Origin of the sequence: Aquipseudomonas alcaligenes NBRC 14159, assembly GCF_000467105.1 — a bacterium.
GTDB lineage: Bacteria > Pseudomonadota > Gammaproteobacteria > Pseudomonadales > Pseudomonadaceae > Aquipseudomonas > Aquipseudomonas alcaligenes.
Window position 1 is genome coordinate 1 of sequence record NZ_BATI01000051.1, and the last position, 24264, is coordinate 24264.

The 24264-nt window shown below is 61.6% G+C and carries 26 protein-coding genes; 10 read left to right on the top strand and 16 right to left on the bottom strand.

Annotation, left to right across the window (positions count from 1 at the left end):
* From PA6_RS23070 to PA6_RS20620, 7 genes are all read left to right on the top strand, one after another.
* Positions 1-488 (top strand): GspH/FimT family protein (locus PA6_RS23070; RefSeq protein ID WP_155948013.1); only part of this gene is annotated, 488 nt, incomplete at its 5' end.
* A gap of 95 nt (positions 489-583) precedes the next feature.
* Positions 584-1066 (top strand): GspH/FimT family pseudopilin, encoded by a 483-nt coding sequence (locus PA6_RS20600; RefSeq protein ID WP_021702921.1) that lies wholly within the window; start codon positions 584-586, stop codon positions 1064-1066.
* Positions 1067-1069: 3 nt separating this feature from the next.
* Positions 1070-1516 carry a type IV pilus modification protein PilV gene (gene pilV, locus PA6_RS20605; protein WP_021702922.1) on the top strand — a complete coding sequence of 149 codons (447 nt, stop codon included), beginning with the start codon at positions 1070-1072 and terminating at the stop codon, positions 1514-1516.
* Positions 1513-2169 carry a PilW family protein gene (locus PA6_RS22570; protein WP_021702923.1) on the top strand — a complete coding sequence of 219 codons (657 nt, stop codon included), beginning with the start codon at positions 1513-1515 and terminating at the stop codon, positions 2167-2169. The genes pilV and PA6_RS22570 overlap by 4 nt, the downstream gene beginning before the upstream one ends.
* On the top strand, positions 2166-2663 hold the full coding sequence (locus PA6_RS23075) for a PilX N-terminal domain-containing pilus assembly protein (protein WP_021702924.1): 498 nt from the start codon (positions 2166-2168) through the stop codon (positions 2661-2663). Before PA6_RS22570 ends, PA6_RS23075 begins: the two co-directional genes overlap by 4 nt.
* 18 nt (positions 2664-2681) lie before the next feature.
* Positions 2682-7301 carry a pilus assembly protein gene (locus tag PA6_RS20615; RefSeq protein ID WP_052520206.1) on the top strand — a complete coding sequence of 1540 codons (4620 nt, stop codon included), beginning with the start codon at positions 2682-2684 and terminating at the stop codon, positions 7299-7301.
* Positions 7301-7711 (top strand): type IV pilin protein, encoded by a 411-nt coding sequence (locus PA6_RS20620; protein WP_021702926.1) that lies wholly within the window; start codon positions 7301-7303, stop codon positions 7709-7711. The genes PA6_RS20615 and PA6_RS20620 overlap by 1 nt, the downstream gene beginning before the upstream one ends.
* Positions 7712-7758: 47 nt before the next feature.
* Here the strand turns inward: PA6_RS20620 and ispH are convergent, their stop codons facing one another.
* The 6 genes from ispH to murJ form a co-directional block, all read right to left on the bottom strand.
* Entirely contained in the window at positions 7759-8703 is a 945-nt protein-coding gene (gene ispH / locus PA6_RS20625; RefSeq protein ID WP_021702927.1) for a 4-hydroxy-3-methylbut-2-enyl diphosphate reductase, read from the bottom strand.
* Between the two features lie 65 nt (positions 8704-8768).
* Entirely contained in the window at positions 8769-9221 is a 453-nt protein-coding gene (fkpB, locus tag PA6_RS20630) for an FKBP-type peptidyl-prolyl cis-trans isomerase (RefSeq protein WP_021702928.1), read from the bottom strand.
* Positions 9214-9723: a signal peptidase II gene (lspA, locus tag PA6_RS20635; RefSeq protein ID WP_021702929.1), complete on the bottom strand. Its 510-nt coding sequence runs from the start codon at positions 9721-9723 to the stop codon at positions 9214-9216. The genes fkpB and lspA overlap by 8 nt, the downstream gene beginning before the upstream one ends.
* Positions 9716-12562 carry an isoleucine--tRNA ligase gene (gene ileS, locus PA6_RS20640; protein ID WP_021702930.1) on the bottom strand — a complete coding sequence of 949 codons (2847 nt, stop codon included), beginning with the start codon at positions 12560-12562 and terminating at the stop codon, positions 9716-9718. Before ileS ends, lspA begins: the two co-directional genes overlap by 8 nt.
* Before the next feature lie 14 nt (positions 12563-12576).
* Positions 12577-13515, bottom strand: coding sequence for a bifunctional riboflavin kinase/FAD synthetase (gene ribF, locus PA6_RS20645; RefSeq protein ID WP_021702931.1), 939 nt, complete (start codon positions 13513-13515; stop codon positions 12577-12579).
* A 72-nt stretch (positions 13516-13587) separates the two neighbouring features.
* Positions 13588-15132 (bottom strand): murein biosynthesis integral membrane protein MurJ, encoded by a 1545-nt coding sequence (gene murJ, locus PA6_RS20650; protein WP_021702932.1) that lies wholly within the window; start codon positions 15130-15132, stop codon positions 13588-13590.
* 185 nt (positions 15133-15317) lie between these two features.
* On the opposite strand from murJ, the gene rpsT reads away from it, so the two are divergent.
* Positions 15318-15590 carry a 30S ribosomal protein S20 gene (gene rpsT, locus PA6_RS20655; protein WP_021702933.1) on the top strand — a complete coding sequence of 91 codons (273 nt, stop codon included), beginning with the start codon at positions 15318-15320 and terminating at the stop codon, positions 15588-15590.
* Positions 15591-15690: 100 nt separating this feature from the next.
* Here rpsT and PA6_RS20660 read toward each other — a convergent pair whose 3' ends face one another.
* The 5 genes from PA6_RS20660 to rplU all read right to left on the bottom strand — a co-directional run bounded on the left by PA6_RS20660 (position 15691) and on the right by rplU (position 19270).
* Entirely contained in the window at positions 15691-16152 is a 462-nt protein-coding gene (locus PA6_RS20660; protein WP_021702934.1) for a CreA family protein, read from the bottom strand.
* Between the two features lie 10 nt (positions 16153-16162).
* Complete coding sequence (gene proB, locus PA6_RS20665; protein WP_021702935.1) at positions 16163-17281, bottom strand: glutamate 5-kinase; 1119 nt, start codon at positions 17279-17281, stop codon at positions 16163-16165.
* 65 nt (positions 17282-17346) lie between these two features.
* Positions 17347-18570 (bottom strand): Obg family GTPase CgtA, encoded by a 1224-nt coding sequence (gene cgtA, locus PA6_RS20670; protein WP_021702936.1) that lies wholly within the window; start codon positions 18568-18570, stop codon positions 17347-17349.
* Positions 18571-18676: 106 nt separating this feature from the next.
* Positions 18677-18934: a 50S ribosomal protein L27 gene (rpmA, locus tag PA6_RS20675; protein ID WP_021702937.1), complete on the bottom strand. Its 258-nt coding sequence runs from the start codon at positions 18932-18934 to the stop codon at positions 18677-18679.
* A 24-nt stretch (positions 18935-18958) separates the two neighbouring features.
* On the bottom strand, positions 18959-19270 hold the full coding sequence (gene rplU, locus PA6_RS20680; RefSeq protein ID WP_021702938.1) for a 50S ribosomal protein L21: 312 nt from the start codon (positions 19268-19270) through the stop codon (positions 18959-18961).
* Positions 19271-19573: 303 nt separating this feature from the next.
* Here rplU and PA6_RS20685 point away from each other — a divergent pair, with 303 nt between their 5' ends.
* Both PA6_RS20685 and PA6_RS20690 read left to right on the top strand, forming a co-directional pair.
* Positions 19574-20542, top strand: coding sequence for a polyprenyl synthetase family protein (locus PA6_RS20685; protein ID WP_021702939.1), 969 nt, complete (start codon positions 19574-19576; stop codon positions 20540-20542).
* Positions 20543-20678: 136 nt separating this feature from the next.
* Positions 20679-20921: a PA4570 family protein gene (locus PA6_RS20690; protein ID WP_021702940.1), complete on the top strand. Its 243-nt coding sequence runs from the start codon at positions 20679-20681 to the stop codon at positions 20919-20921.
* Positions 20922-21072: 151 nt separating this feature from the next.
* Here PA6_RS20690 and PA6_RS20695 read toward each other — a convergent pair whose 3' ends face one another.
* The 5 genes from PA6_RS20695 to PA6_RS20710 all read right to left on the bottom strand — a co-directional run.
* Positions 21073-21690, bottom strand: coding sequence for an FKBP-type peptidyl-prolyl cis-trans isomerase (locus PA6_RS20695; protein ID WP_021702941.1), 618 nt, complete (start codon positions 21688-21690; stop codon positions 21073-21075).
* 51 nt (positions 21691-21741) lie between these two features.
* Entirely contained in the window at positions 21742-21891 is a 150-nt protein-coding gene (locus tag PA6_RS23080) for a DUF2256 domain-containing protein (RefSeq protein ID WP_021702942.1), read from the bottom strand.
* On the bottom strand, positions 21888-23426 hold the full coding sequence (locus PA6_RS20700; protein WP_043217190.1) for a cryptochrome/photolyase family protein: 1539 nt from the start codon (positions 23424-23426) through the stop codon (positions 21888-21890). Before PA6_RS20700 ends, PA6_RS23080 begins: the two co-directional genes overlap by 4 nt.
* Positions 23420-23725, bottom strand: coding sequence for a DUF6482 family protein (locus tag PA6_RS20705; RefSeq protein WP_021702944.1), 306 nt, complete (start codon positions 23723-23725; stop codon positions 23420-23422). Before PA6_RS20705 ends, PA6_RS20700 begins: the two co-directional genes overlap by 7 nt.
* Before the next feature lie 134 nt (positions 23726-23859).
* Positions 23860-24264: TIGR00645 family protein (locus PA6_RS20710; protein WP_021702945.1), on the bottom strand; the 405-nt coding region annotated here is incomplete at its 5' end.

Genomic DNA, 24264 nt, shown 5'->3' on the forward strand with positions numbered 1-24264 from the left:
CCGAACTATTAGTTCTTGTATCTTTAATCAGCCTTTTAGCAACCATTGCTCTACCAGCATGGGCGAGTTTGGTCAGGCGCGAACAGCAACGGGCCGACGTCAATCAACTACTCAGTGCAATTCATTACGCCCGATCCCAGGCAGTCCAAAGCCAGCAATTCGTCACACTCTGCTCAGGCCGCCAACGTTGCACGGGGAGTCAGCTGTGGCAAACCTCAATCCTTGCTTTTGTCGATGGCGATCGTGACGGCGACTACGATGAGGACGAAACCCTTCTTCAGAATTTCTCACTGAGCCCGGGCGTGAGCTGGCAATGGAGCAGCTTCCGTCAGAAGAGCTACCTGCAATTCGAAGGAAATGGAACCACGCGCGCCCTCAACGGCACTTTCAGTCTGTGCTCAAGCGGCAAGGTCGAACGCCAGATCGTGATCAGTCTCACAGGCCGACCTCGCATCAATCATCAAGATGCAATCGACTGCAACCAGTAGTGCAATCCATCGCCACATCGGTACGCTTGTCGCCAACACGTGGGCCCACCGACTTGCCCCGCATATTATGCAAGCGTCGAGAAAAGGATTGTCCTATGTCCCAGCAAAAAGCCTTCACACTTGTCGAGCTGATGGTCGTTCTGGCGGTACTGGCCATCTTCGCCATGATCAGCGCACCGGGACTCCAAGGAATTCTGGAAAGCAGTCGCGTGACCTCCAGCACAAACACCATGCTCGGCATGCTGCAGGTTGCACGTAGCGAAGCCATCACACTGCGCTCCCGCACCCGAGTGTGTGGCACCACGGACCTGCAAAGCTGTACCGGAGCCCCCTGGAGCAACCGTATCATGGCCTTCCGGGACACCAACAACAACGGCCAGTGTGATGGATGCAGTGCAGGTGCTGGGGAGCTCATTCGGATAGCCAATCTGGATGGAAGTGTAAGCGTCACCGGGTCCAACGTGATCACTTTCGCCGGCACCGGCCAATTGACCAGCGCAGTCAACCTGACGGTCAGCAACAGCAGCAAGAGCAAGTCCATAAGCATCAGCCGTATCGGCCAGAGCAGGAGCTATTAACGCATGGCAATGCTTCAAAAACAGGCCAAGGGCTTTACCCTCATTGAGGTCATAGTTGCGATGGTCATCTTGGCTATTGGCCTTCTGGGCATGGCTAGCCTAGTAATGACTAGCATGCAGTCCAATCAGGGCGCCTACTTGCGGAGCCAAGCCAGCATGCTCGCAGCCGATATGGCGGAGCGTATACGAGCAAATAGCATCCAAACATCCGCCTATGTATCGAGCAGCCAACCTGCGGCCGAGAATTGTTCGACCTGCACTCCCGCTCAGCAAGCCAATGCTGATCTTTACCAATGGTGGAGCAACTTGACAACCGCAATCCCGGGCGCCACGGCTCGAATTACGGCACCCAGCCTTGGCAACTATCTAATTACCATCAACTGGGTCGAGTCCGACGCTCAGCTCAAAACGACAAGTGCGAAGTCGTATGTACTGAGGGTCGAGCTATGAAATTTCAGGCCAAAGGTTTCTCCCTGGTTGAACTAATGGTGGCCATGGTAATCAGCCTAATATTGCTGATTGGTGCGCTAGATCTTTTCCAGCGGACCAGCCAGACCGACCGCACCGGTACTGAACTAGCTCGACTCCAAGAAAGTGGCCGCGTAGCACTGGAAATCTTCGGAGCAGATGCCCGGAGAGCGGGGTACCAAGGATGCTCTTCGGCTGACAGCCCGATAACGGTCGACGGCGTGACATTTCCTGCGGACGCCATCAGCGCAGTTAGCGGCACCAGCATTACGTTCAACTACGCTCGCCTGGAATCCACGCCAGTCGTTATGCCCGCCACCCGCAGAGACTGCAGCAACATTCAAACGCTCTATCTGCACAAAGTCACCTACAGCAACTGCGGTGCAAACCTATGCCTGGCAGAAGACGCCAGTGCCTCTAGCGCCATCATCGATAATGCCTCCATTCAGAGCATTCTCCTCGGCATTGACAACAGTGGCACCACCACTTGGGTCAATGGCTCATCCGCCACAACCAACGACCGCAGCAATGCTCATGTTGTCCGCATCACCTTTCAAATATCTAGCGCCAATGACCCCAACATGACCGCACGTCAGTTCACTGGCACTTTCGACTTGAGGAATCGACTGCAATGAATGCACATGCACGTCAGCACGGCATGGTTCTGCTGGTCAGCCTTATGCTGCTCCTCATATTAACCATCGTCGCCATTACTGCAGCCAGCACTGCAACCCTTCAGGAAAAAATGGCATACAACAGCCAACAGCAAAATCAGGCGTTCGCAGCGGCCGAGAGCGGCATAAACCTGTGGATCAGCAACTTTGTTAAAACCCCGATAGCCACTGACATCACCAACCATGCAATTGCCGACGGCAGTGGCAACCGCATGGCATTTACCTCAGTTAGCACCCCAAGCCCCACAAACTGCGCCACAGTTGTTCCGTCATATTCATTGAATGCTGGGGAAGGTGCGGGGACGCCTCAATACGCCTGCTATGAAATTACCAGCGTTGCAAAAGCCTGCGCCGATCCGGCCAATGCCAGCACCAGCAATTGCGCACCTAACGTATCTGACAACCAAGCTCGCGCTCTTCATGTTCAGGGCTACCTGAATCGCACCATTCAGTAGCACCGAGGAATGCATACCATGAGAAAACCCATTAATAAAAGCCTGCAAACCTTCCTTGGTGGAGCCTTGGCGAGTAGCCTTATCCTCAGCTCCGCGCTCAGCTATGCAGACGACACCGAGATATTCTTTGGCGGCTCGGCCATCGACGAGGGCATTCGCCCGAACGTGCTCTTCATACTTGACGACTCGGGCTCAATGCAAGGCACTCGCCTGGCTCAACTGAAAAGTGCCTTCAGTAGCATCATCACCAATGCCGGCCCTATAAACGTCGGTGTAATGGCGCTCAATACCAAGACCAACAGCTCTCGCTTGCTCTCACCAGTGAAGTATATTGATGAGCCGCTCAACGTGAAGCTGTCCTCACCCGCAATCAAAGTCAGTGGTGACGACGCTACGCGCCAGACAACCTCCCCAACATCAACTAACACTGGTGACTCCACCCTAATCATGGGCTACGTCACCCCTCCGGGAGGAGGAACCATCTCACGCAGCTTGGGCAGCGGGTCAACTTATACGACCGACTATGCCTCCTACTATGTGGTCGGTAGCACGGCCTGCTCCGCCAAAATTGCCGCCGCTGGTGTTACATGCCCTGCCGGAACTAGAACCACTATCAATGCCCGCAGCGGCACTGGCGGTAATGATGGTCTCCTGCTCTTTCGCAATCTTAATGTTCCAAAGGGAGTGACGCTCACGGGAGCAAAACTGGTTCTAACCAGGCAAACCAATACCGCTGCACCAGCCTTCTCCATTAAGTTGGAGAACACTAAGACAGCCGCCGCCTTCAACAATGACTCAAGCATCGACGACCGTGATTTTGGCAATTCCGCGCTAAATACAACCTCCATCACGCCAACGTTGGCAGGCAACGAGCTGACGTTCAATCTTCTGAGCAATTTCAATAATCTGAGACTACTTGCCCCCAGCAGCAACCCTATCGGCGACGTTGCCATACGAATTCGGGCAACTAGCGATACAAGTTACAACTGGTTCCTCGGTGACGGTTCGGTGGACTCCCCTCGCCTTGAGCTCACCTGGAGCGGTGCGGAGGCGGCTGAGCGTACCCTAGGCCTGCGCTTCCAAGAGGTTGCTATTCCGAAAGGAGCGACAGTGACGTCGGCACGCATCGACTTCGTACCCGCCGCCTCCGATGATCGCCCAGTGACTTTCGCCGTTACAGCTCAGAACGCTGCCGACGCCGGAGTCTTTAGCACGGGAGAAGACTTTTCCGGCCGTGCCAAAACAGCCGCGACCGTCAATTGGAGTCCCGCTGAATGGCGGACCGAGAGCCCTTCAGTGCATGTCGAAGGACCAAATGTCACGTCACTGGTGCAGAGTGTTATCGATAGCAATAGCGACTGGTGCGGCAACAACTCGATGGCATTCTTCTTCACACCGACCTCTGGCTCCGGCAGCAGGACGATGTACAGCTTTGATGCAGCTAAAAACTTACAGCCAGTCCTCAATGTGACCTACACCGGAGGCGACTCCGGGTGTCTGAACCCCATCCTCAATATCTCGGTGGCAGACGGCAAAGATGACGCGCGTCAGTACCGCCGCAATAGTACAAGCACGACATTCATGAACCTGACCGAAAGCAGTCTCGCTTTTGGTGGAACCAACTACTCGCTGACCTATATCGGCGCCCGTTACCAGAAGCTACCCATTCGTAGTGGCGCGACGGTGCTGGAAGCACAATTACTAGTAACTGCCGACAACACCAACAGCGGAACTGCAACAGTCCACCTGGAAAATACAGGCAACTCTGCTGCATTTACCTCCAACAGCGGTGACCTGAGCGGTCGCTCCAGAACTACAGGCACCAGCTGTAGCTTCGCTCCCTCTGCAGCCGGACAACAGCTGGCCTGTAGCAACAGCAATATCCGGCAGGAGCTACAGGCCCTGTTCGCTCGACCCGACTGGGCCGACGGCAATTCGCTCAGCGTGATATTACGACCGACTGCCGACAGTAACTTGGCGCTTAAGTCCTACGAAAGCAGTCCAGCAAGCTCTATCCAGCTGAGAGTCAAACTTCAGTTTGGCAGCCTGGGCACCAACATATACACCGTTAGGGATTACACCAACGGCATCGTGCAAGGCCTCGCGGCAAACGGAGGCACACCTCTGGTTCCAACCATTTACGAAGCCGCAGGCTACCTTACCCAGCTGCCCAGCAAGCACTTCGGCCCGGACAGCCCAATTACCAGCGCCTGCCAATCAAATTATCTGGTACTGCTGACGGACGGGGGCGCCAACGGTTGGACAACCGCTTCACAGACAGGTATCACCAGCCTTACTGGCTCAAATTGCACCGGCGATGCAGCCGACGACGATGAGAAATGCGGACGCAGCGCCATAAAGTGGCTGCACGAGGAAGACCAGGCGACATTCGAAAGCAAGAACACTGTTACAACACATACTATCGGTTTCAACACCAGCGGCGCAGCTCAAACCTTCCTCAACGATGTAGCCCGCCTGGGCGGGGGGACAGCCTATCAAGCAAGTAATGCGAGCGACCTTGCTGCAGCTTTCGACCAGATCGTTCAGGAAGCCCTTGCCACCAACACCACTTTCGTCAATGCCAGCGCGCCAGTGAACAGCTTCAACCGAGCAGACAACCTCGACGAACTGTACTTTGCACTGTTCCGCCCGACGGAGAACGATCGCTGGCCAGGTAATTTGAAGCGCTATCGCCTGAAAATAGAAAATGGCACAGCATCCATCGTCGACGCAGACGGAGCCGCGGCAATAAACCCGACTACCGGCTTTTTCAAAAGTAATGCTCGAAGCTTCTGGAGCGCAACACAGGATGGCGATGACATTGCAAAGGGCGGCGCTGCTCTGAAGCTTCCGATTCCGGCTGGTCGCAAACTGCTGACTTATTACGGCCCCTCACCCAGCGGCTCAGCAGTCAGTCTGAATAATACTGCCTACGAGCTTAAACCAACGAACAACAACATCACCAAGACGATGCTCGGCAACCCCAGCATGAACGATACGGACAGAAGCAATCTGCTTAAGTACATTCGGGGTCTAGATACCGATAACACGACAGCGCGCTATGCTCTGGGCGACCCTATTCACTCAACACCACGCTTGGTTACCTTTGGCTGCAGCAGTTATTCCAACGGCGTTTGCACCGACCCTGACCAAAGTGCAATTCTCGGCACCAACGAGGGATTCCTGCAGTCTTTCAACACAGATACTGGCGTTGAAGAATTTGCGTTTATGCCAGAGGTACTACTGAAGAATATCAAACAATTGCGCGACAATGCTCGCTCAACCAGTGCTAAGCCTCGCTTGTACGGTATGGATAACACTCCGACCATCTGGGTAAATGACGCCAACAAGAATGGTGTGATTTATGGCGACCCCACAACCAGCTCTACCAGCGGCCTCAATAGTGGCGAGTTTGTTTATGCCTACGCCACGATGCGACGTGGTGGACGCAACATCTACGCACTCGACATCACCGACCGCAACAACCCAAAACTGCTTTGGCAGATCGAGGGAGGCGTTACCCCTGGATTTACTAAGCTGAGCGAAACTTGGTCAGCTCCGGTCAAGACCAAGATCAAAATTGGCAGTACGATTACTGACGTTCTGATCTTCGGAGGCGGCTACGACGCAGATCAGGACTCGGCAACAGTGCGCACAGCAGATGACACGGGTAATGCAATCTATATCGTGAATGCACGAACTGGAGCACTTATTTGGTCCGCCAGCAACAGCGCTGGTCATACACAGTCACTGAGTAGCATGCAGTACAGCATCCCCAGCCCTGTGCGCGTTATCGACATCCAGAAAAATGCGAACAACACTCTGGTTCTCGATGAGGAACAACTAGCCGACCAGTTCTTTGTGGGCGATATGGGCGGACAGATCTGGCGCTTCTACATCAACAACGGAAGCAGCGGCTCGGGCCTAATCTCTCCTGCAGGAACCGATGGCGTCTTCGCGCGCGTGTCCGGTACCAGCGAGTCAACCAACAGGCGCTTCTACGAAGAACCCGATATCGCGCTACTCAACGTAGCAGGAACCCCTGCCTTAACAGTTAACATTGGTTCAGGCTATCGAGCGCATCCGCTGAATCAGGCAGTGGCTGATCGTTTCTATTCCTTCCGCACGCCATTGACCACGGGCCCGGCAGGTAGTGACACGACCCTTACCGAGAGCAACCTTTACGACGCCACCAGCAATCTGGTGCAGAGAGGAAGCTCGGCGGAAAAGGCCACCGCCGAGGCCAATCTCGGGTCAACTTCGGGTGGCTGGTACATCCGTCTAACCCGTCCAGGCGAAAAGGTACTTACTCGCGCACTGACCTCCAATGGGGTGTTGTTCTTCAATACTTACGAACCCAATACTGCAACCGAGGCGTGCCAGGCTGCGATTGGTATTAACCGAGCCTATGCGGTCAATCTGTCGAATGCGACGCCCTATCAGACGTCGGTATCGGGCAATCCAGACGATCGGTTCACCCAGGCCAGCAGTGGCGGCGGCTTGCTAGCGCCCCCTCAAATCTATTGCCAAGGAAAGACCTGTGTCGTGCTGAAGGGCGGTCCTTCCCTGCCGCCGGTTACGCTGGATATGCCGCCGATTGGCAAAACCTTCTGGATGGATAACGGAGAAATCAACTGATGAAATGGTGCCTGCCCCTTCCACGCCAGCAAGGCTTCACCCTGATTGAGTTGATGATCGCGGCAGCCATACTCGCAATCCTGGCCGCAATAGCAATTCCAAGCTACACAGCCTATTTGCGCAAATCCGCCTGCGAGGAGGTCAAATCCTCGCTGGTTGGAGCGGCGAACATGATGGAAAGGTTCAGAGCCCAGAACAACACCTACGTCGGCGCCACAACGGCTAATTTAGGCCCTATAAGTCAGTACACAACGGTGGCGGTCACCACACAGACTGCGACGGCCTTTTCCCTAACTGCAACGCCGACTGGCGTGCTGGCAGGAACAGGCACACTGACTTTGAGTGGGACAGGGTTGCAAGGTGGTAGCGGCGCTCTGGCAAACGCTTGGAATAGCTGCAACGGTATTTGAAATAGATAAAGGGGCCAAAGGCCCCTTTATCTGTGGTTACAGAATAGTCAAATCTCTTTGACTCTCAGCTCCTTCGGCATCGAGAACGTCACGTTCTCCGGCCGCCCATCCAGCTCTTCGGCACCTACCGCCCCCCATTCGCGAAGCTGGGCAACCACCCCGAGCACCAGCACCTCGGGCGCTGAAGCACCAGCGGTAATGCCGATGCGCGCCTTGCCCTCGAACCACGACTGGCGCAGATCCTCTGCCCCATCGATGAGGTAGGCCGGGGTGCCGATGCGCTCGGCCAGCTCGCGCAGGCGGTTGGAGTTGGAGCTGTTGGGGCTGCCGACCACCAGCACCACATCGCACTCGGCGGCCAATTGCTTGACCGCATCCTGGCGGTTCTGGGTGGCGTAACAAATGTCATCCTTGCGCGGGCCGCCAATGGAAGGGAACTTGGCGCGCAGGGCGTCGATGACCTTGCTGGTGTCATCCATCGACAGGGTAGTCTGGGTGACGAAGGCCAGATTCTCGGCGTCGCGCACCTGCAGGGCGGCCACGTCGGCCTCGTCCTCGACCAGGTAGATGGCGCCGCCATTGCTGGCGTCGTACTGCCCCATGGTGCCTTCGACTTCCGGGTGGCCCTGATGGCCGATCAGAATGCACTCGCGGCCGTCGCGGCTGTAGCGCGCGACTTCCATATGCACCTTGGTCACCAGCGGGCAGGTGGCGTCGAACACCTTGAGGCCGCGGCGCTCGGCTTCCTGGCGCACGGCCTGGGACACGCCATGGGCGCTGAAGATGACGATGGTGTTGTCCGGCACCTGGTCCAGCTCCTCGACGAACACCGCACCGCGGGCACGCAGGTCCTCGACCACGAACTTGTTGTGCACCACTTCATGACGCACGTAGATCGGCGCGCCGAACACTTCCAGCGCACGATTGACGATCTCGATGGCGCGGTCGACGCCGGCGCAGAAGCCACGGGGGTTGGCGAGTTTGATTTGCATGCTGGGAATCTCGGCGCGCGATGGAGGCGATGGGGAGAGTCTACGCCTCTCCCCGGTCAAGCAGGTCAGGCCGGACGAACCTCGATGATCTCCACATCGAAGCTCAGGGTCTTGCCGGCCAGGGGATGGTTGAAATCGATGGTCACCTGCTGCTCGTCGAAGGCCTTGACCACGCCCGGCAGCTCCGCGTTGGCGGCGTCATTGAAAATGATCAGCAGCCCCTCGGACAGCTCCATGTCCTGGAACTGGCCGCGCGGCATCACCTGCACGTTCTGCGGGTTGGGCTGACCGAAGGCGCTCTCCGGCTCGATCTGCAGGCTGCGCTTGTCGCCGGCCTTGAAGCCGTAGAGTGCGACCTCGAAGCCCGGCAGCAGGTTGCCATCGCCGACCTTGAAGGTCGCCGGCTGCTTGTCGAAGGTGCTGTCGACCACGTCGCCGTTTTCCAGCTTGAGGGCGAAATGCAGGGTGACTTCCCTGTCCGGCCCGATACGCAGCTCTTGTGAGAGTGAATCAGTCATGCGCAGGTTCTCCGGACTTCTTGCTCTTGAACATATCCAGCGCCAGCATCACCGCGCCGACAGTGATACCGCTGTCGGCCAGATTGAAGGCAGGAAAGTGGTGCACATCACGCCAGTGCACCAGGATGAAATCGACCACATGACCGAGCACGACGCGGTCGTAGAGGTTGCCCAGCGCACCGCCAAGGACCATGGCCAGGGCGATGGCCAGCCAGGTCTCGTCGACCTTCAGGCGCTTCATCCACACCACCAGCACGGCACTGACACCGATGGCGATGGCGGCGAACAACCAGCGCTGCCAGCCGGACTCACCGGCCAGGAAGCTGAAGGCGGCGCCGCGGTTGTAGACGTGAACCCAGTCGAAGTAGCCGTCGATCACCGTCACGCGCTGACCGTACTCGAGTACCTGCAGGACGATCTGCTTGCTGCCCTGGTCGAGGACGAACACCAGCACGGCCAGCCACAACCAGGCCAGGCGGCCGAAACGCGAGGCATCAGACATGCTTGCGTACCTCGCCTGCACCCTCGATGTTGCTCACGCAACGCTCACACAGCTCCGGATGGGCCGCATTGCTGCCCACGTCGGCGCGGAAGTGCCAGCAGCGACCACACTTGGCGTGGGCCGACTTGACGATCTTCAGCTTCAGGCCCGGCACCTCGGTAGCCACCGCATCGGCCGGCGCGTCGGCCAGCGGCGCGACGGTGGCGGCCGAGGTGATCAGGGCGAAACGCAGCTCGTCCTCGAGCTTGGCCAACGACTGCTGCAGCGCCTCGTCGCCATACAGGGTGACCTCGGCTTGCAGGTTGCCGCCGATGGCCTTGCTGTTGCGCAGGTTCTCCAGCTCCTTGTTCACCGCGGCGCGCACCTCGGTCAGCTGCTCCCAGTAGGCGCGATCCAGCTCGAAGCCTTCCGGCAGACGATCCAGACCCTCGTACCAGGTGTTCAGCATCACCGACTCATTGCGCTCGCCCGGCAGGAACGACCAGATCTCGTCGGCGGTGAACGCCAGGATCGGCGCGATCCAGCGCACCAGCGCCTCGGCGATGTGGTACTGCGCGCTCTGGCAGGAGCGGCGCGCCGCGCTATCGGCGGCGGTGGTGTACTGGCGGTCCTTGATCACGTCCAGGTAGAAGCCACCCAGCTCCTGCACGCAGAAGTTGTGCACCTTGGAATAGACGTTCCAGAAGCGGTACTCGGCGTAGGCCTCGATGATCTCGGCCTGCAGGCGCGCGGCGGCGTCCACCGCCCAGCGGTCGAGGTCGAGCATCTGCTCGGCCGGCAGCAGGTCCTTGGTCGGATCGAAGTCGCCGAGGTTGGCCAGCAGGAAGCGCATGGTGTTGCGGATACGCCGGTAGGCGTCGGCGCTGCGCTGCAGAATGACCTTGGACACGGCCATCTCACCGGAATAGTCGGTGGAGGCGACCCACAGGCGCATGATGTCGGCGCCCAGGCTGTCGTTGACCTCTTGCGGCGCCACCACGTTGCCGAGCGACTTGGACATCTTGCGGCCGTTCTCGTCGACCACGAAGCCATGGGTCAGCAACGCCTTGTACGGCGCGTGGCCATCGATGGCGCAGCCGGTCAGCAAGGATGAGTGGAACCAGCCGCGGTGCTGGTCGGAGCCTTCCAGATAGAGGTCGGCGCGCGGACCAACTTCGTGGCCCAGCGGGTGCGAACCACGCAGCACGTGCCAGTGGGTGGTGCCGGAGTCGAACCAGACGTCCAGGGTGTCGCTGATCTTGTCGTAGTCGGCGGCCTCGGCGCCGAGCAGCTCGGCGGCGTCCAGCTTGAACCAGGCCTCGATGCCCTCCTGCTCGACACGCTTGGCCACTTCTTCCATCAGCTCGACGGTACGCGGATGCAGCTCGCCGCTGGCCTTGTGCAGGAAGAACGGGATCGGCACGCCCCAGTTGCGCTGGCGCGAGATGCACCAGTCCGGACGGCCGGCGATCATGCCGTGCAGGCGCGCCTGGCCCCAGTTCGGCACGAACTGGGTCCGCTCGATGGCGCTCAGGGCGCGCTCGCGCAGGGTGCTGCCGTCGTGGGCATGCTTGCCTGACGCGGCCCGGTCCATACCAACGAACCACTGCGCGGTGGCGCGGTAGATCAGCGGGGTCTTGTGCCGCCAGCAGTGCATGTAGCTGTGCTGGATGGCTTCATGCTTGAGCAGCGCGCCGACTTCGTCGAGCTTGGCGACAATGGCCGGGTTGGCCTTCCAGATGAACTGGCCACCGAAGAACGGCAGGTCGGCCACGTACACACCGTTGCTCTGCACCGGGCTGAGGATGTCGTCGTTGTGCATGCCGTAGCCCTTGCACGAACGGAAGTCGTCCTCGCCGTAGGCCGGCGCCGAGTGGACGATGCCGGTACCGGCGCCCAGTTCGACGTATTCGGCCAGGTAGACCGGAGAGAAGCGCTCATAGAACGGATGGCGGAAGCGGATCAGCTCCAGCGCGCGGCCTTCGGCGCGGGCGATGATCTCGCCGCTCAGGCCGTAGCGCTGCAGGCAGCTTTCCACCAGCTCATCGGCCAGTACCAGCAGACGCTCGCCGGTGTCGACCAGGGCGTAGGTGAACTCGGGATGGACGTTCAGCGCCTGGTTTGCCGGGATGGTCCAGGGCGTGGTGGTCCAGATGACGATGGCAGCGGGCTTGCCCAGCGCGCCGAGGCCGAAGGCCGCGGCCAGCTTGTCGGCGTCCTCGACCGGGAAGGCCACGTCGATGGCGTCGGACTTCTTGTCCTGGTATTCCACCTCGGCCTCGGCCAGCGCCGAGCCGCAGTCGAAGCACCAGTTGACCGGCTTCAGGCCCTTGAACACGAAGCCCTGCTTGACCATCTCGGCCAGCGCGCGGATCTCGCCGGCCTCGTTGGCGAAGGCCATGGTCTTGTAGGGATTGTCCCACTCGCCCAGCACGCCCAAGCGGATGAAGTCGGCCTTCTGCCCCTCGATCTGCTCGCCAGCGTAGCTGCGGCAACGCTCGCGGGTCAGGTCGGAGGGCTGGTTCTTGCCGAAGGTGGTCTCCACCTTGTGCTCGATCGGCAGGCCGTGGCAGTCCCAGCCCGGCACGTAGGGGGCGTCGAAGCCGGCCAGGGTCTTGGAGCGGACGATCATGTCCTTGAGGATCTTGTTGACCGCGTGACCGATGTGGATGCTGCCGTTGGCGTAGGGCGGGCCGTCGTGCAGGACGAACTTCGGCCGGTTCGCGCCGATTTCCCGCAGCTTCTGGTACAGGCCGATGCTGTCCCAGCGCGCCAGGGTCTCCGGCTCGCGCTGCGGCAGGCCGGCTTTCATCGGGAAGGCTGTTTCCGGGAGGTTCAGCGTGGCTTTGTAGTCGGTCATCTCAGGCTCTTCGATCAATCAAGCGGTTGGCCAAGCCAGTAGGCCCGGGCGGCGGCGACATCCGCGTCGATCGCCGTCTTCAGCGCCTCCAGAGAGGCGAAACGCTGCTCGTCGCGCAGCTTGTGGTGAAACTCCACTGTCAGGCGCTGGCCGTAGAGGTCGCCAGCGAATTCCAGCAAATGCACTTCCAGGTGCGGGCTGCCGTCGCCGGCCACCGTCGGGCGCTGGCCGATATTGGCCACGCCATGGAACCTGTGCCCCTCGTGCAGCGCGCTGACCAGAAACACCCCGCGCAGCGGCGGCTTGCGCCGCTTGAGCTGCACATTGGCGGTCGGCGTGCCGAGCTGGCGCGCCAGCTTCTGCCCATGCAGCACGCGGCCGGCCAGGGCGTAGGGGCGCCCCAGCAGGCGCTCGGCCAGCTCCAGCTCGCCGGCCTGCAGGGCCTGGCGCACGCGGGTGCTGCTGATGCGCTCGCCGTCCAGCTCGACGGTCAGCGCCGCCTCGACGCTGAACCCCTGCTGCACACCGGCCTGCACCAGAAAATCGAAATCCCCACTGCGACCGGCACCGAAGCGGAAGTCGTCGCCGACCTCCAGATGCTTGATACGCAGGCCTTCGACCAGCACCTGGCGCACGAACTCGTCAGCCGACAGCTCGCGCAGGCGGCGGTTGAAGGCCAGGCACAGCACCCGATCGACGCCCTGGGCGGCGAGCAGTTCGAGCTTCTCGCGCAGACGGGTCAGGCGTGCCGGTGCGGTGTCCGGGGCAAAGAACTCTCGCGGTTGCGGCTCGAAGATCACCACGCAACTCGGCACACCCAGTTCAATCGAGCGTTCGCGCAGGCGCGCCAGGATGGCCTGGTGACCACGGTGCACGCCATCGAAATTGCCGATGGTGGCAACGCATCCCTGGGTGAGGGGTAGCAGATTGTGGAGGCCTCGAACCAGCTGCATAACGCGCTTCTTGCTTACAAAGTGGTCGATTATACGCACAGCCGGCCAGCGGCAACAGGCAGCGCGTCCGGCTCAGTGCACGGCCCGGCGCGAGAAGTCGCGCGGGCGGAACCCCAGCAGCGCCAGCACCGCGAAATAGGCTGACGCGCCGGCAGCCACCAGCACACCGAGACGCAGCAGGCGCAGCAGCATGCCGCCCTCCTCCCAGGTCGGCATGTAGTGCATCAGCGCCAGCAGCACGGCCGCCATCACCAACACCGCCAGCACCAGCTTGGCGAGAAATTTCGCCCAGCCCGGCTGCGGCAGGTAGATGCCCTTGCGGCGCAGCTGCCAGTAGAGCAAGCCGGCATTCAGACAAGCCGCCAGGCTGATCGACAGCGCCAGGCCGGCGTGGCGCAGATCGATGACGAAGATGAACAGGGCATTCATCGCCTGAGTCGCCAGCAGACTGACGATAGCAATGCGCACGGGCGTCTTGATGTCCTGCTGGGCATAGAAGCCGGGCGCCAGAATCTTCACCAGGATCAGCGCCAGCAGGCCTACCGAGTAGGCGACCAGGGCCTGCTGAGTCATCGCCGAATCGTGGGCGGTGAACTTGCCGTACTGGAACAGCGAGACGATCAGAGGCTCGGCGATGATCGCCAGCGCCAAGGTACAGGGCAGCACCAGCAGGAAGCACAGGCGCAGGCCCCAGTCGAGCAGCTTGGAGTAGTCGCCACGGTCGGCACTGGCATAGGTCTTGGCCAGCGCCGGCAGCAGGATCGTCCCCAGCGCCACGCCGAGCACCCCGGAGGGCAGCTCCATCAGGCGGTCGGCGTAGTACATCCAGGACACCGAGCCGGCAACCAGGAACGAGGCGAAGATGGTGTTGATGATCAGCGAGATCTGCCCCACCGACACGCCGAAGATCGCCGGCCCCATCTGCCTGAGCACCCGCCACACACCGGTGTCGCGCAGACTCAGACGCGGCAGCACCAGCATGCCGACCTGCTTCAGCGCCGGCAGCTGCCAGAGAAACTGCGCCAGGCCGCCGACCAGTACCGCCCAGCCCAGCGCCATGATCGGCGGATCGAAATAGGGCGCCAGCCAGACGGTGAAGATGATCATGCTGACGTTCAGCAGGGTCGGCACGAAGGCGGGTACCGAGAAACGATTCCAGGTGTTGAGCACCGCGCCGAGCAGCGACGACAGGGAAATCAGCAGGATGTAGGGGAAGGTCACCCGCAGCAGGTCGACAGTCAGGGCGAAACGTTCCGGCTCGTCGGCGAAGCCCGGCGCGCTGACCCAGACGATCCAGGGCGCGGCCAGCATGCCGAGCAGCGTGACCAGCGCCAACACCAGGGTCAGCAGGCCCGCCACATAAGCAAGGAAGGTACGGGTCGCTTCCTCACCCTGCTGGGTCTTGTACTCAGCCAGGATCGGCACGAACGCCTGGGAGAAGGCGCCTTCGGCGAAAATGCGTCGCAGCAGGTTGGGCAGCTTGAAGGCAACGACGAAGGCGTCCGATGCCACGCCGGCACCAAAGATGCGCGCAATCAAGGTATCGCGGACGAAACCCAGCACGCGGGAAACCATGGTCAGGGAGCTGACGGCGGCCAGGGACTTGAGCAGATTCATGGAGTCTCGACGATCCGAAAGGCCGGCGCGACGGGCCAGCACACTAGAAGGCGAGGAGTTTAACCAGCCACCGCTGGTCAGACCAGCACATGAAGGCACTTCCGCACTTGACAGGCACGCGATGCATCGGCATGATTCGCGGCCTTATTTGTTGCTATCCCCCCTAGTTTTCGAGGAGCTTGACGGTGGCCAATACACCTTCTGCCAAAAAACGCGCCAAACAGGCTGAGAAGCGTCGTAGCCATAACGCCAGCCTGCGCTCCATGGTTCGTACCTACATCAAAAACGTGGTCAAGGCTATCGACGCCAAAGACCTCGCCAAGGCACAGACCGCTTACACCCTGGCTGTTCCGGTTATCGACCGCATGGCTGACAAAGGCATCATCCACAAAAACAAGGCTGCTCGCCACAAGAGCCGCCTGAACGGCCACATCAAGGCGCTGGCTACCGCCGCCTGATTGGTTGTGTTCTTGAAAAACCGGCCCTAGGGCCGGTTTTTTATTGCCTGCAATCTGCACAACTCACATAAAAAAGCCGGAGCATGCTCCGGCTTTTTTCTTACTGCGCCGCCCAGGGCAGGATCGGAATAGCCGTCACCGCATTCTGCGGACTGCCTTCGATCACCCGGTCGCTGTACACCAGATAGACCAGGGTGTTGCGCTTCTGATCGAAGAAACGCACCACCTGCATGGTCTTGAACACCAGCGAAGTGCGCTCCTTGAACACCTCCTCGCCATCCTTGAGCTTGCCGGTGAAGCGAATCGGCCCGACCTGACGACAGGCAATCGACGCCTCGGCACGATCCTCGGCCAGGCCCAGACCACCCTTGACACCACCGGTCTTGGCCCGCGACAGGTAGCAGGTCACCCCTTCCACCTTGGGATCATCGAAGGCCTCGACGACGATCTTGTCGTTCGGACCAACCCACTTGAACACCGTGGAGACCTCGCCGATCTCCTCCGCCTGCACGACCAGCGGCAGCGCCAGACACAACCCCAGCAATCCCTTCGCAACACGCATGGCGCTCTCCCTAAACCAAAATCAGATTATCCCGATGCACCAGCTCCGGCTCATCGACATAGCCCAGCAGCTTCTCGATGGCATCGGACGGCTGACCGACGATCTTCTGCGCCTCCAGGGCGCTGTAGTTGGCCAGGCCGCGGGCGATCTCGCGACCATCAGGCCCCACGCAGACCACCATCTCGCCGCGGCGGAAGCTGCCCTGCACTTCGCGCACCCCGACCGGCAGCAGACTCTTGTGATCGACCGCCAGCGCCTTCACAGCCCCCGCATCCAGCACCAGGGTGCCACGAGTCTGCAGGTGCCCCGCCAGCCACTGCTTGCGCGCCGCCAGCAGGCCGCGCTCAGGCGCCAGCAGGGTACCCAGACGCTCGCCCGCCTTCAGACGATCGAGCACCCGCTCGATACGCCCCCCGACTATCACCGTATGCGCACCGGAACGCGCCGCCAGGCGCGCCGCGCGCAGCTTGGTCTGCATGCCACCACGCCCCAGCGCCCCGCCAGTACCGCCCGCCACCGCATCCAGCGACGGATCGTCGGCGCGCGCCTCGAAGATCAGCTGCGCATCGGGGTTGTGCCGCGGGTCGGCATCGAACATGCCGTCACGATCGGTGAGGATCACCAGCAGGTCGGCCTCGACCAGGTTGGCCACCAGGGCAGCCAGGGTGTCGTTGTCACCGAAACGGATCTCGTCGGTAACCACGGTGTCGTTCTCGTTGATCACCGGCACCACACCGAGGTCGACCAGGGTGCGCAGGGTGCTGCGGGCGTTCAGGTAGCGCTTGCGGTCAGACAGGTCATCATGGGTCAGCAGCACCTGAGCCGTATGCCGGCCGTGCTCTCCGAAGCTGGACTCCCAGGCCTGCACCAAGCCCATCTGCCCCACGGCCGCCGCCGCCTGCAGCTCATGCATGGCACTCGGCCGCGAGCTCCAGCCCAGCCGACTCATGCCGGCCGCCACCGCGCCGGACGACACCAGCACCAGCTCCACCCCCGCCTCGCGCAGGGCCACCATCTGCTCGACCCATACCGCCATGGCGGCACGATCGAGACCCCGCCCATCGGCGGTCAGCAGCGCGCTGCCGATCTTCACTACCCAGCGCTGCGCGCCGGTCACCTTGTCCCGCATGATGCCCTCTACCCCAGCCAGTCAGCACAACGCCGCTATAAAGCGGCGCTGCACGATACCTACTCTCAGTCCCGGACGTAAATGATCTCGGGACCGTCTTCATCATCCTCGAAGTCATCCCAGTCATCGTCGTCGCCGACATCGTCGACACTCTTCAGACCGGCCTTGCGCAGTGCGCGCTTGTCGTCCAGCGCCTGCAGGCGGGCACGCGCCTCGTCCTCGATGCGCCGATCCAGCTCGGCCAGCTCGGCGGCATAGTCCGGCTCTTCCTCGATACGCACCGCACGCTCGTCCATGTAGCGCATGATGGCCTGGCTCAGCGCCTCGGTACCCTCGCGCTCCAGAGCGGAGATGACAAATACCGGCCCCTGCCAACCCAGACGCTCGACCACCGCACGCATGCGTTCCTCGCGCTCGTCATCGAGCAACTGGTCGGCCTTGTTCAGCACCAGCCAGCGCTCACGCTCAGCCAGCGCCGGACTGAATTTCTCCAGCTCGCGAATGATCACCTCGGCCGCCTCGGCCGGATCGCTCTGGTCCAGCGGCGCCATGTCCACCAGATGCAGCAGCAGGCGGGTACGCGCCAGGTGCTTGAGGAAGCGAATACCCAGACCGGCACCCTCGGAAGCGCCCTCAATCAGTCCGGGAATGTCGGCGATGACGAAACTCTTGTAACGCCCGACGCTGACCACGCCCAGGTTCGGCACCAGAGTGGTGAAGGGATAGTCGGCGACCTTCGGCTTGGCCGCGGACACCGAGCGGATGAAGGTGCTCTTGCCGGCGTTCGGCAGACCGAGCAGACCGACGTCCGCCAGCACCTTGAGCTCCAGCTTAAGATCACGCTGCTCGCCCGGCTTGCCCGGCGTGGTCTGCCGCGGCGCACGGTTGGTACTGGACTTGAAGCGGGTATTGCCCAGGCCGTGCCAACCACCCTGCGCCACCATCAGGCGCTGACCGGCACGGGTCAGGTCGCCAATGACTTCCTGGGTGGAAGCGTCGATCACCGTGGTACCGACGGGCACCGGCAGGATCAGGTCCTCGCCCTTGGCACCGGTACACTCGGTACTGCCGCCCTTCTCGCCATTCTGCGCCTGGAAACGACGCGTATAGCGGTAGTCGACCAGGGTGTTGAGGTTCTCGTCGGCCTCGAGGAATACCGAGCCGCCGTCACCACCGTCGCCGCCGTTGGGGCCACCCTTCTCGATGAACTTCTCGCGGCGAAAGCTCATCATGCCGTTACCGCCGTCGCCGGCTTTTACAAATATCGAAACTTCGTCGACGAATTTCATTGGGTTGCCTCCCACCGCAGCGGCGGGCTAGTGAACACTGGAATACAGGATATACAGAAACAAAAAAGCCCCGTCGCAAGACAGGGCTTTTTCAGCGAGCAGCGACTTAGGCAGTCACGACGCTCACGTAGCGACGGCCGAAAGCGCCCTTCACTTCGAACTTGACCACGCCGTCGACTTTAGCGAACAGGGTGTGGTCTTTGCCCATGCCAACGCCGTAACCGGCGTGGAACTGGGTGCCGCGCTGACGCACGATGATGTTGCCGGCCTTGATGGCCTGGCTGCCGTACATCTTCACGCCAAGGCGTTTACTTTCGGAATCGCGGCCGTTACGAGTACTACCGCCAGCTTTTTTGTGTGCCATGAGTCATAGCCTCCTAAAAGGGGATCAGGCCTGGATGCCGGTGATCTTGATTTCGGTGAACCACTGACGGTGGCCCTGACGCTTCATGTGGTGCTTACGACGGCGGAACTTGATGATGGTCACTTTGTCGTGACGACCCTGGGAAACCACCTCGGCAACAACCTTGGCACCATCGACTACCGGAGCGCCGATTTTCACGTCGTCACCGTTGCCGATCAGCAGAACGCGGTCGAAAGTCACGGATTCGCCGGTGGCGACTTCCAGCTTCTCGACCTTGAGGAATTCACCTTCGGCGACTTTGTACTGCTTGCCACCGGTAACAATTACTGCGTACATGGATTTTTCTCCGTTAAACCTGCTCACCCGACTCTTTATAGGAAGAGTTATTGGCCGGCATGGCTGCATGGGGCCGGACTGACACCCGTGCAATTGCGTAAGGCAGGGAGTTGCCCATAGAAGTTTGGGGCCGCGATTGTACGGAAAGACCCGCCGCGAGGCAAGCCCCGCCTGGCCTTGCCTTGACAGCCCCCACCCCGGACCCTAGCATGCCGCGCAGCCCGGTCCGGCCCCGTCCGACCCGACCTTTCGCCGCCTCCCGCACCCGGGATGCCGGCAACGTTCCAGGAGCCCCTGTCACCGATGCAACCCCAGGCCTTCCAAAGCGTGGTCGCGGACGATTTCACCGCCGTCGACGGCATCATCCGCCAGCAGCTGAAGTCGCACGTCCCCCTGGTGGAAAAGATCGGCGACTACATCATCTCCGCCGGCGGCAAACGCCTGCGTCCGCTGCTGGTGCTGCTCAGCGGCAAGGCCCTGGGCTACCAGGCCGACGACCTACGCCTGCTGGCCGCGACCATCGAGTTCCTGCACACCGCCACCCTGCTGCATGACGACGTGGTCGACATGTCCGGCATGCGCCGTGGCCGTGCCACCGCCAACGCCCAGTGGGGCAACGCGCCGAGCGTGCTGGTCGGCGACTTCCTTTATTCGCGCTCCTTCGAAATGATGGTCGAGCTCGGCTCCATGCCGGTGATGCGCATCCTCTCGCGCGCCACCCGGGTGATCGCCGAGGGCGAGGTACTGCAGCTGTCCAAAGTGCGCGACGCCAGCACCACCGAAGACACCTACATGGAAGTGATCCGCGGCAAGACCGCCATGCTGTTCGAGGCCTCGACCCACAGCGCCGCCGCCCTGGCCGGCAGCACCGAGGTGCAGAGCGAGGCGCTGCGCCACTTCGGCGACCACCTGGGCATCGCCTTCCAGCTGGTCGACGACCTGCTCGACTACCAGGGCGATGCCGCCACCCTGGGCAAAAACGTCGGTGACGACCTGGCCGAGGGCAAACCGACCCTGCCGCTGATCTACACCATGCGCGAAGGCAGCGCCGAACAGGCCGCCCTGGTGCGTACCGCGATCCAGAAAGGCGGCATCGAGGACCTGGAGAGCATCCGTGCTGCCGTGCAGGCCAGCGGCGCCCTGGACTACACCGCCCGCCTCGCCCGCCAGCACGCCGACCAGGCCATTGCCTGCCTCGACGCCCTGCCGGGCAACGCCTACCGCGATGCCCTGATCGAACTCAGCCGCTTCGCCGTCGCCCGCACCCACTGAGGCACGCCCGGCGACACCCGAGCCCGTCCCTGTGACGGGCTTTTTGTTGCCCGACGAAAAGCACGATTGAGGCTTGCTATTTTGATAATAGGAATTATTCTCATATCCAGCCGATTGGACGACAAGGAGATGAGCCATGACCTATTTGATCGATGCCTGGCTGGATCGCCCGCATCCCTACCTGCGCATCCTCAACCGCGAGACCGGTGAGGTCTGCGCCATGCTGCACGAGGACGCCCTCAGCGAGCTGCGCGAACAGGGTGAACTGGATCTGCACGACTTCGGCTCGAGCGAACCCGGCGTACTGAAGGAGCTGGTGCGCGGCCTGTTCCTGTTCTGCTATGCCCGGGCGCTGCGGCCGCAGGGCGAACTGCACTGAGCGTTGCAAGGCGAGCGACCAACGGCGGTCGCTCTGCGCATCCACCCCGGCACAAGGAGGCGCCGGGACATGGGCACGACCCATGAGCAGAAGCAATGGCGCTTCTGCGGATGCCCGGATCGGTCAGGACGACCGCTCCGGGCATCGCTTCTTACAGGATGTCGAGCAGCTCGACGTCGAACACCAGCACGCTGTGCGGCGGGATGCTGCCGACGGCCTGGCCACCATAGGCCAGCTCGCTCGGCACGTGCAGGCGCCACTTGCTGCCGGCGTTCATCAGCTGCAGGGCCTCGACCCAACCGGCGATCACGCCGCCGACCGGGAATTCGGCCGGCTGGCCGCGATCGTAGGAGCTGTCGAACACGGTGCCGTCGATCAGGGTGCCGTGGTAGTGAGTGCGCACGTGGTCTTCGCGCGACGGCTTGGCGCCCTCGCCGGCGACCAGCACTTCGTACTGCAGACCGGACTCGAGCACAGTCACGCCTTCGCGCTTGGCGTTCTCCACCAGATAGTCGCGGCCAGCGGCAGCGGCCTTCTCGGCCTTGGCGGCGGCTTCGGCCTGCATGATTTCACGGATCACACGGAAGCTGGCGTTCAGTGCTTCAGGATCAACCTGGCTGGGCTGGCCATGGAAAGCGTCGCGCAGACCGGCGACGATGGCTTCCAGGCTGGCGCCGGGCGGCGGGTTGTCACGCAGCTGGTCACCCAGCTGACGGCCGATGCCATAGCTGACGCGGGCTTGGTCGGTGGAAAGATCGAGTTCGGACATGGCCGGCTCCACAGGGGTCAAAAGGCCGGCCAGACTAGCACAGGCGGCGACTCAAGACCCGCCGGGACGCGCGCGGTTGCGCCGGCAGCGCTCGGAGCAGTGGCGCACCTCGTCCCAGCAGGCCGCCCACTTGCGCCGCCAGACCAGCGGCCGGCCACAGGTCGCACAGGGCTTGCTGGGCAGGTCGGCCTTCTTCCTCACAGCATCTCCCCGGCATCCAGGCGCGCCAGCAGCTGGTCGCCGCGCTGCCAGAGCGCCTGCTGGCGTTCCTCCGTCATGCGCTCCAGGTTGCGATAGACCATGCCCAGGCGCTGGTTGCCGCGCAGCTGGTCGCGGTGGCGCATGAGGAAGTGCCAGTACAGCGCATTGAACGGGCAGGCCGACTCGCCGGTGCTTTCGCTGACCTTATAGGCGCAGTCGCCGCAGTAATCCGACATGCGCTTGATGTACTGGCCGCTGGCGCAGTAGGGCTTGGACCCCAGGTAGCCACCGTCGGCATGCATCACCATACCCAGGGTATTGGGCAGCTCGACCCAGTCGAAGGCATCCATGTACACCGCCAGGTACCAGTCGCAGACCTGCTGCGGCACGATGCCGGCCAGCAAGGCGAAGTTGCCGGTGACCATCAAGCGCTGAATGTGATGGGCGTAGGCCAGTTCCAGAGTCTGGCCGATGGCCTGGCGCATGCAGTTCATGCGGGTCTGCCCGGTCCAGTAGAACTCGGGCAGCGCACGGGTATTGCCGAAGGCGTTGCGCGTGGCGTAGTCCGGCATGTGCAGCCAGTAGATGCCGCGCACGTACTCGCGCCAGCCGAGCAGCTGGCGGATGAAGCCCTCGGCTGCGTTGAGCGGCACCCGCCCGGCCCAGTAGGCCGACTCGACGTCGGCGCACAGCCGGCGCACGTCGAGCAGACCAATGTTCAGCGCCGCACTGATGCGCGCGTGGAACAGATAGGGCTCGCCGCTGGCCATGGCATCCTGGTAGTCACCGAAGGCCGGCAGAGCGAAGTCGAGGAAATGCTGCCAGAGCTGCTCGGCCTCGGCGTGGGTCACCGGATAGTCGAAGCCCGCCAGCGAACCGTAATGCGCGGAGAAGCGCTCGCCGACCAGCCGCAGTACCTCGCGGGTCATGGCATCGGCGGCGAAGCCCGCGGCAGCTGGCGCCTTGGTGTGCCGGGGCAATGCCTTGCGGTTCTCCGCATCGAAATTCCAGGCACCACCAACCGGTGTGCCGTCAGCGTTCATCAGTACGCCATGCTTGCGCCGCATCTCGCGGTAGAAGAACTCCATGCGCAGCTGGCGCTTGCCATGCGCCCAGCCGGCAAACCACTCGCGCGAGCAGAAGAAACGCCGGTCGGCATGCCAGACCAGCGGCAGACCGCTGTCGCACAGCGCCTGCTGCAGGCGCCACTCGCCACACTCGGTGAGATGAATCTCGCCGGCGCCCAGCTGCTCCAGCCCACGCCGCAGCTCGCCAACGATCGAGCCGCTGTTGTGCGGATCGTCCAGGCGCGAATAAAGGACGCGCCAGCCACGCTGGCGCAGGGCCTCGGCGAAGTGGCGCATGGCGCTGAAGATCAGCGCGATCTTCTGCGGGTGATGGGGCACGTAGGTGGCCTCTTCGACCACCTCGGCCATCAGAATCGCATCACGCTCGGGGTTCAGTTCGCGCAGCGAGGCCAGCTCGAAACTCAGCTGGTCACCCAGGACCAGCGCCAGGCGGGGCGCACTCACCAGGCGGAGCGCATGGAGATCGGTACGCGCAGGGGCTCTTTGGCGGCGGGCGGCATGCCACACATCTCGTCATGCACTTCGGCGTGCACCAGATGGAAAGGCAGTAGCGGAATACCCTGCAGCAGGTCGCGCGCATGCTCCACGGAACGCAGGTGCAGGACCACGCCATTGGCATCCTTCACCGACACAGGGTGCCCGCCCGTCACCGCCTCGAGGACATAGGTGCCACCTTCGAGGGAAATCAGCTCAAGCGAATCCACCTGCCCCGCCTGCGCCCGGACCAACAGCTCTTGCAGCTTCATGTCGTTCACCTCGCCGTTAAAAACTGTACAACAAGATAATGTTGTACAAATTTGATTATCGCAAGGCGGAAATGAAACCGCCCGTCCGCTGAGCAGCGAACGGGCGGTCGGGTGAAGCGGGAAAGGCTGCGGCGTCAGTGCTCGTGCTTGGTCAGCTTGTCCAGGTAACCCATGGCGAAGGCCGACAGCACGAAGGTCATGTGGATGATCACGTACCACTTCAGGTACACCGGCTCGATGTTCTTGGCATCCATGAACACCTTGAGCAGATGGATCGAGGAAATCGCCACGATGGAAGCCGCCACTTTCATCTTCAGCGAGCCGGAGTCCATCTTGCCCAGCCAGCTGAGCTTTTCCTTGCCCTCCTCAATGTCCAGCTGGGAGACGAAGTTCTCGTAGCCGGAGATCATCACCATCACCAGCAGCCCGCCCACCAGCGCCATGTCGATCAGCGACAGCAGCACCAGAATCAGGTCCGCCTCGGCCATGCTGAACACGTTCGGGAGGATATGGAAAACCTCCTGGAAGAACTTCAGCGT